Origin of the sequence: Nonomuraea sp. NPDC005501, assembly GCF_040605905.1 — a bacterium.
Taxonomy (GTDB): Bacteria; Actinomycetota; Actinomycetes; order Streptosporangiales; family Streptosporangiaceae; genus Nonomuraea.
In genome coordinates, this window is record NZ_JBEXDT010000103.1 from 23,908 (window position 1) to 29,936 (window position 6,029).

General features: G+C 73.8%; 4 protein-coding genes. 2 read left to right on the forward strand and 2 right to left on the reverse strand.

Translation table 11 applies throughout. The features are described from left to right. Positions 1-72: 72 nt before the first annotated feature. Positions 73-1,239 (reverse strand): alpha/beta hydrolase, encoded by a 1,167-nt coding sequence (locus ABZS51_RS35590; RefSeq protein ID WP_355450623.1) that lies wholly within the window; start codon positions 1,237-1,239, stop codon positions 73-75. Positions 1,240-1,348: 109 nt separating this feature from the next. Here ABZS51_RS35590 and ABZS51_RS35595 point away from each other — a divergent pair, with 109 nt between their 5' ends. Further along, positions 1,349-2,860, forward strand: coding sequence for a histidine kinase (locus tag ABZS51_RS35595; protein WP_355450625.1), 1,512 nt, complete (start codon positions 1,349-1,351; stop codon positions 2,858-2,860). Further along, on the forward strand, positions 2,857-3,504 hold the full coding sequence (locus ABZS51_RS35600; protein ID WP_355450628.1) for a response regulator transcription factor: 648 nt from the start codon (positions 2,857-2,859) through the stop codon (positions 3,502-3,504). The genes ABZS51_RS35595 and ABZS51_RS35600 overlap by 4 nt, the downstream gene beginning before the upstream one ends. A 62-nt stretch (positions 3,505-3,566) precedes the next feature. On the opposite strand, the gene ABZS51_RS35605 is transcribed toward ABZS51_RS35600, so the two are convergent. After that, positions 3,567-5,795, reverse strand: a complete 2,229-nt coding sequence (locus ABZS51_RS35605) for a SulP family inorganic anion transporter (RefSeq protein ID WP_355450631.1) — start codon at positions 5,793-5,795, stop codon at positions 3,567-3,569. Positions 5,796-6,029 lie beyond the last annotated feature (234 nt).

Sequence of the window (6,029 nt, forward strand, 5' to 3'; positions counted from 1 at the left end):
CACGCCGCAGAGACGGGTCGTCATGCGGACGGCTCGCGGTGCGAGCCGTCGCCGACGGCGGCCGTCAGCTGGTCAGGAACCCCAGAACTTCACCTCCGGGTAGGCAGCCGAGGGCCCGTCCAGGAGAGGACGGCGCTCGCCGCGCAGATGCGCGTCGAGGAACGCCGTGACGTACGTGCGGGTGATCCGCAGCGAGCGCTCGCCGTCGATCGGGTACGCGGGCAGCCCGAGCTGCGGCTGGAGCACCGCGTAGTCCACGAAACTCGAGTGCTCGGCGCCCGTCACCGTCAGCCACCGCTTCCCGTCGCCGGTCACGTGCTCCCAGAACGTGTCCCACGAGCCCTTCTCGCCGCTGGTGCTCGGCTGCTGCCTCGGGTTGCCGATCATCATGAACGGCTTGCTGATCGGCTTCGCGGGGGTCCTGGGGTTGTAGGAGCCGTCCAGGTTGACCGCGGCCCGGATGCGCCCGCTCAGGGGCAGCAGGTGAGCGGCGCTCTGCCCGCCGACCGAGTGGCCCACCATCGCGATCCTGCGCTCGTCGATCAGCCGCTTCCAGCGGCCCGCCCTGGCCAGCCGGTCCAGCACGAACTCGGTGTCCGCGGCCCGGACCCGCGCCACCTTCTCGCCCAGCTCCGGCGTGTTGCCGCCCTTGCCGGCCTCGAACGTGACCGTCCTGCCGTCCGGGAACGTGGTCGCCACGGACTCGTACGTGTGCTCGATGCCCGCGACCACGTACCCCTTGCTCGCGAACTCCTCGGCCAGCGAGGTCATCGTCGCCCGGGGGAACTTCATGCCGGGGGACATCACGACGAGCGGCCTGCCACCCTTGCGGCCCAGCTCAGGGGAGTCCACCCGGGCGTACGTCGTGGTCCTCGCCAGTGTGTCGGGCGGCAGGTCCCTGAGCTGGGGCACGTCGCGCAGGATCAGCTCGGACTCCTGGGGCGTGACGTACGGCGCCGGCTTCCCCGTGGCCGCGCGGGCCGGATACCAGACGGACACCATCAGCTCCCGGGCCTTGCGGTCGGGCACCCACGGGTCGGGACGGCTGGAGTCGACCAGGTGCAGGGTCGAGCGGCCGACCGGATGGGGACCCGTCGGCCGTGGCAGGGCCGGCGTGACGACGGACGTGGAGCGCCCGCCGGCACCCGGCGAGGCGATTGCCGGGGCGGGTCGCATGAGCGTCGTGGTGCCGGCACAGGTGAGCGCGAGCAGGAGGCCCGCGATGGCTGTCTTTCTCATGCCGCTCACCTTGCTGGACGACCGGGCTCCACCATCCCCCTCGAAAGGGACGGAGCACCCTCGACTTTCGTAGGGGGCCGATCGCCGGAACCCCCGATAACCTCGGGCCATGACGTACGGCGATGGAAGCGTCATCGAGCGCATCACGCCGTGGGCGCTGGGCGCGATGGTGTTCGTCCTGTCCATGGCCTCGGCCTCCGGCGCGCTGGGCGTCGCCACGGGGCTGCCCTGGCCGGTGCCCGCGGCGATGGCCGCCGCGTCGGGAGCGGCCGCGGTGTTCGTGGCGGTGGAGGAGCGGTCACCGGGCCGGGTGAACGGGCGCGGGTTGTGGCTGCTCGCCGTGGTGGGCGCCGTCGCCCAGGTGTGGCTGGTCATGTGGCCGGCCGCCGCCGCGGCCTCCTACTACGCGGGCACGCGGCTGCGCGGGCGTGCCCTGTGGCTCTACTGCGGTGGCGCGGTCGCCGTGCTCTTCACGGGCGGGGTCGTCTCCCGCCTCGGGGGCGGGTACCGCATGCTGGTCGCCGGCACCCCGGCCAACGTGGTGCTCATGGGCGGCGCGCTGCTGGGCCTGCCGCTGGTGGCGGGCCTGTGGACGCGGGCCCGGCGGCAGGTCATCGACGCGATGCGCGACCAGGCCGACCAGCTCCGGCGCGAGCAGGTGCTGCGCGCCGACCAGGCCCGGGCACAGGAACGCGCGCGCATCGCCCGGGAGATGCACGACGTGGTCGCGCACCGGGTGTCGCTGATGGTGCTGCACGCGGGGGCGCTGGAGGTGGGCGCGCCGGACGGGCGCACGGCCGAGGCCGCGGCCCTCATCGGCCGGGTCGGCCGCGAGGCACTGACCAACCTGCGCGAGGTCCTCGGGGTGCTGCGCTCCACGGATCCGCCCGTACGAGGGCCGGGTCAGGGGTCCGGGGATCCCGTGCGGGAGTCACGTTCCGGCACGGGGGATGACGTGCGGGACTCGGCCCGCCCCTCCACCGGCTCCGCCGAGGAACCGCGTGCCGATGCGGCCGGGAGATCCCGCGCCGCGTTCGCCGGTCCCGCAGCGGATCAGGTGGAGGCCGCCGACTCCGTACGGGTTCGGGACACCACGAGTGGTCCCGCGTCGGGTGAGCATGCGACAGGTGGGGCCGAACGCCACCCTCAGCCCACGCTCGCCGACGTCGACCGGCTGCTCGACCAGTCACGCGCGCTGGGCGTCGTGGTGAACCGCCACGACGAGGGAGTCGCCCGCCCCCTGGCCCCCACCGTCGAGCGCACCGCATACCGCGTGATCCAGGAGGCCCTGACCAACGCGCACAAGCACGCAGGCGACACCCGGATAGACGTGCTCGTCCGCTATCTGCCCGCGGACCTGGAGGTGGTGGTCCACAACACGGCACCGTCCGCGCCTGGCAGCGGGCCGCCGGACCATGGCGGTCCGCGGGGCGAGGGCGGGCCACGCCCGGGTCAACGGGGCGGTGGGCTGCCGGGGTCCGGGTGGGGGCTGGTCGGGCTGCGGGAGCGTGTCGAGCTGGCCGGGGGCAGGCTCGTGGCCGGTCCACAGAACGGTGCGGGGGCCCAGGACGGGCCCGGGCCGGAGGCGTTTCAGGTGCTGGCCCGGATACCGGCTCCATGATCCGGGTTCTGATCGTCGACGATGAGGCGCTCGTCAGGTCCGGGTTGCGGATGATCCTGGAGGCGGCGGGCGACATGGTGGTGGTCGGCGAGGCGCGCGACGGTGACGAGGCCGTGTCCGCCGCCGCCCGGCTCAAGCCCCACGTCGTCCTCATGGACGTCCGCATGCCCGGCACCGACGGCCTGACCGCCGCGGCACGCCTGATGGACACGCCGGAGGCGCCCAAGCTGGTCATGCTGACCACGTTCGATCTGGACGAGTACGTTCACGAGGCGCTGCGGGTCGGGGCGGTGGGGTTCCTGCTGAAGGACACGCCCCCGCGCGAGCTGGCCGCCGCCGTGCGCACGGTCGCGGCCGGGCACGCCATGCTGTCGCCCACGGTGACCAAACGGGTGATCAGCTCGTTCGCCGGCAGAGGGCCGTCCCGGGCCGAGATCGCGCGCGGCCGGCTGGCGTCGCTGACCGCCCGGGAAGAGGACGTGGTCAGGGCCGTGGCCCGCGGGCTGTCCAACGCCGAGATCGGCCGCGAGCTCAAGCTGACCGAAGCGACGGTGAAGGCCCACGTCAGCCGCGTGCTGGCCAAGCTCGGGCTGGCCAACCGGGTCCAGGCGGCCATTCTGGTCCACGACGCCGATCTGGGTTGAGGGTGGCTCGCCGACGCTGACCCCCTCCGCCGCCCGGCCCGCGGAGGGATACGCGTACGGGGTCAGATCTTGACCGCCATCGTGGACGGCAGCGGCGGCAGCATGTGGACCCGGGCCGAGCCGATGTCGAAGTACAGGCCCACCAGCTCCAGCCGTCCCGCCCGTACCTGCTCGTCGACCTTGCGGTGGGTGCGGAGGTTCTCCAGCTGCTGCTGCACGTTGACGCGGCAGAGCTGGTCCAGCGCCCGCGCGTCGAGCGGCTCCTCGGCGTTCTCGATGAACCTGGCCAGGCTGTGGTGGCCGTGCCGCAGCCACCGGCGCATCCCCGGCAGGCTGCCGGCCTTCACGCCGCCGCTCAGCAGCCCCGCCATCGCCCCGCAACCCGAGTGCCCGCACACGGTGATCGTGTGCACGCCCAGCACCTGCGTGGCGTACTCGATGGCCGCCACCACCGAGTCGTCGTGCGGCTCGGCGCCCCGGCGAGGCACCAGGTTGCCGATGTTGCGGACCGTGAACAGGTCGCCGGGCCCGCTCGCCGTGATGAGGCTCGGCACGACCCGCGAGTCGGCGCACGTGATGAACAGGTGCGACGGCTGCTGCTTGTGAGCCAGCTCGGTGAGGATGGGTCGCACCAGCGGCGCCGTACGCCGGTGGAACTCCCGCGCCCCCGCCGTCAGCCGGCACTCCGGCCGGTCGGGCGGCCCCAGCTTCGGCTCCGGGAACGGCTCCGGGTGGCGGGCGGGCCGGTGGTGCCGGTGCGCCCACGGCAGCCACCACCGGTCGGGCGCCGCCAGCGGCGTCTTGGCCGGGTACATGCGGGCGCCGCTCGCGGCCAGCGCGTACCACTCGTCGTGCATCTCGTCGATCTCCACCGTGCCACCGGACCGCTCGTGGTTGAGCCGCCAGGAGTGGATGGCCTCGAAGGCGGCGTTGTCCATGAAGTCGATGTTCAGGTCGAGGTCCACCGCGGCGCGTGGCGGGATGGCGCGCAGCTCGTGGGTGAGCCGCGGCACGCCCAGGAACGTCAGCGACCCGCAGATCGTCACGTGCCACCGCCCGCCGTCCACCGGCTCGTACGTCTTGACCGTCACCCACGTCAGCCGCCGCAGCGCCAGCACCGCGGCCAGCGCCAGGCCCGCCACCACGCCCTCGGCCAGGCCGAGCACGATCACCGCCAGCATGGTGATGACGTAGACCGGCACCTCGCCGTGGCCGTGGACCTTGCGGATGTGCCCGAGGTTGACCATCTGCACGCCGATGAACACCAGCAGCGCGGCCAGCGCCTCCATCGGGATGAGCCGGATCGTCCAGCCGAACCCCAGCGCGAACACCAGCACCCACACCCCATGCAGGATCGACGACCAGCGGCCACGCGCCCCCGCCTTGACGTTGGCGGTGCTGCGCACGATCACCCCGGCCACCGGCAGACCGCCGAGCGCGCCGGTGACCATGTTGGCCACGCCCTGCCCGGTCAGCTCCTGATCCAGGTCGGCGCGCGGCCCCGCGTGCATCCCGTCGACGGCGACGGAGCACAGCAGCGACTCGACGCCCGCGAGCAGCGCGACCAGCAGCACGGCCGCCACCACCTCGTGCCAGTCGCCCTGCGGCAGCACCGGGAACTGCCACGCGCCGAGACTGCCCGACAGGTCGACCCGGGTGACGTCCCACTGGAAGGCCCACGCGGTCACCGCGGCGACGAGCAGCGCCGCGAGCGGGGCCGGCACCACCCTGACCTGCTTCGGCAGCCGGGCCCACAGGGCGAGGACCGCGATCGTGAGCAGCCCCACCGCCACCGTGTGGCCGTGCATCGCGGCCACCTGCGCGGGCAGCTCCACGATGTTGGCCAGGGCCGAGCGTTGCGGGCTGCCGCCGAGCACGATGTGCAGCTGGGACAGGGCGATCACCACGCCGACGCCGGCCAGCATGCCGTGGATCACGGCGGGGGAGACGGCCAGCGCCGCCCGCGCCGCCCGCAGCAGGCCGAGCACGAGCTGGACCGCTCCGGCCAGCAGGGTGATCATGCAGGTGGCCCGCCAGCCGTACGTCTGGACGAGGTCCGCCACCACCAGCGAGAGGCCGGCGGCGGGCCCGCTCACCTGGACGACGGAGCCGCCGAGCGCTCCGGCCACGATGCCGCCCACGACGGCGGCCACGAGACCTGCGGCGAGGGGGGCACCCGAGGCCATCGCGATCCCCAGGGACAGGGGCACCGCGACGAGGAAGACCACGAGCGAGGCAGGCACATCGTACCTGAGAGTCCTCAGCGCGTTACTGTGAGTGTCGCCGGTCATGCGGCAAACCCTAGTGCCCCGCCGGGGCGGGGCTCGAAGGGTCGTCGTCGGGCTTTACGCAATCCAGGGCTGACACGGCGGCGCGCCTGGCTGCGGACACCCGCGGCCGGGCCCTGGGCGGGCACCGGGACCGGGGCCGGGCGGGCGGCCCCGGTGGCGGATCAGCGGTAGTAGTCCGGAAGGTCCGGCTCGGCCGGGGCGGTCGGGGCGGCCCGGCGGCGGCCGCGACCGCCG

Bases quoted from the DNA above. Each gene is read 5' to 3' on its own strand.
- ABZS51_RS35590 (WP_355450623.1), bottom strand. From the start codon at position 1,239: ATGAGAAAGACAGCCATCGCGGGCCTCCTGCTCGCGCTCACCTGTGCC.
- ABZS51_RS35595 (WP_355450625.1), top strand. From the start codon at position 1,349: ATGACGTACGGCGATGGAAGCGTCATCGAGCGCATCACGCCGTGGGCG.
- ABZS51_RS35600 (WP_355450628.1), top strand. From the start codon at position 2,857: ATGATCCGGGTTCTGATCGTCGACGATGAGGCGCTCGTCAGGTCCGGG.
- ABZS51_RS35605 (WP_355450631.1), bottom strand. From the start codon at position 5,795: ATGACCGGCGACACTCACAGTAACGCGCTGAGGACTCTCAGGTACGAT.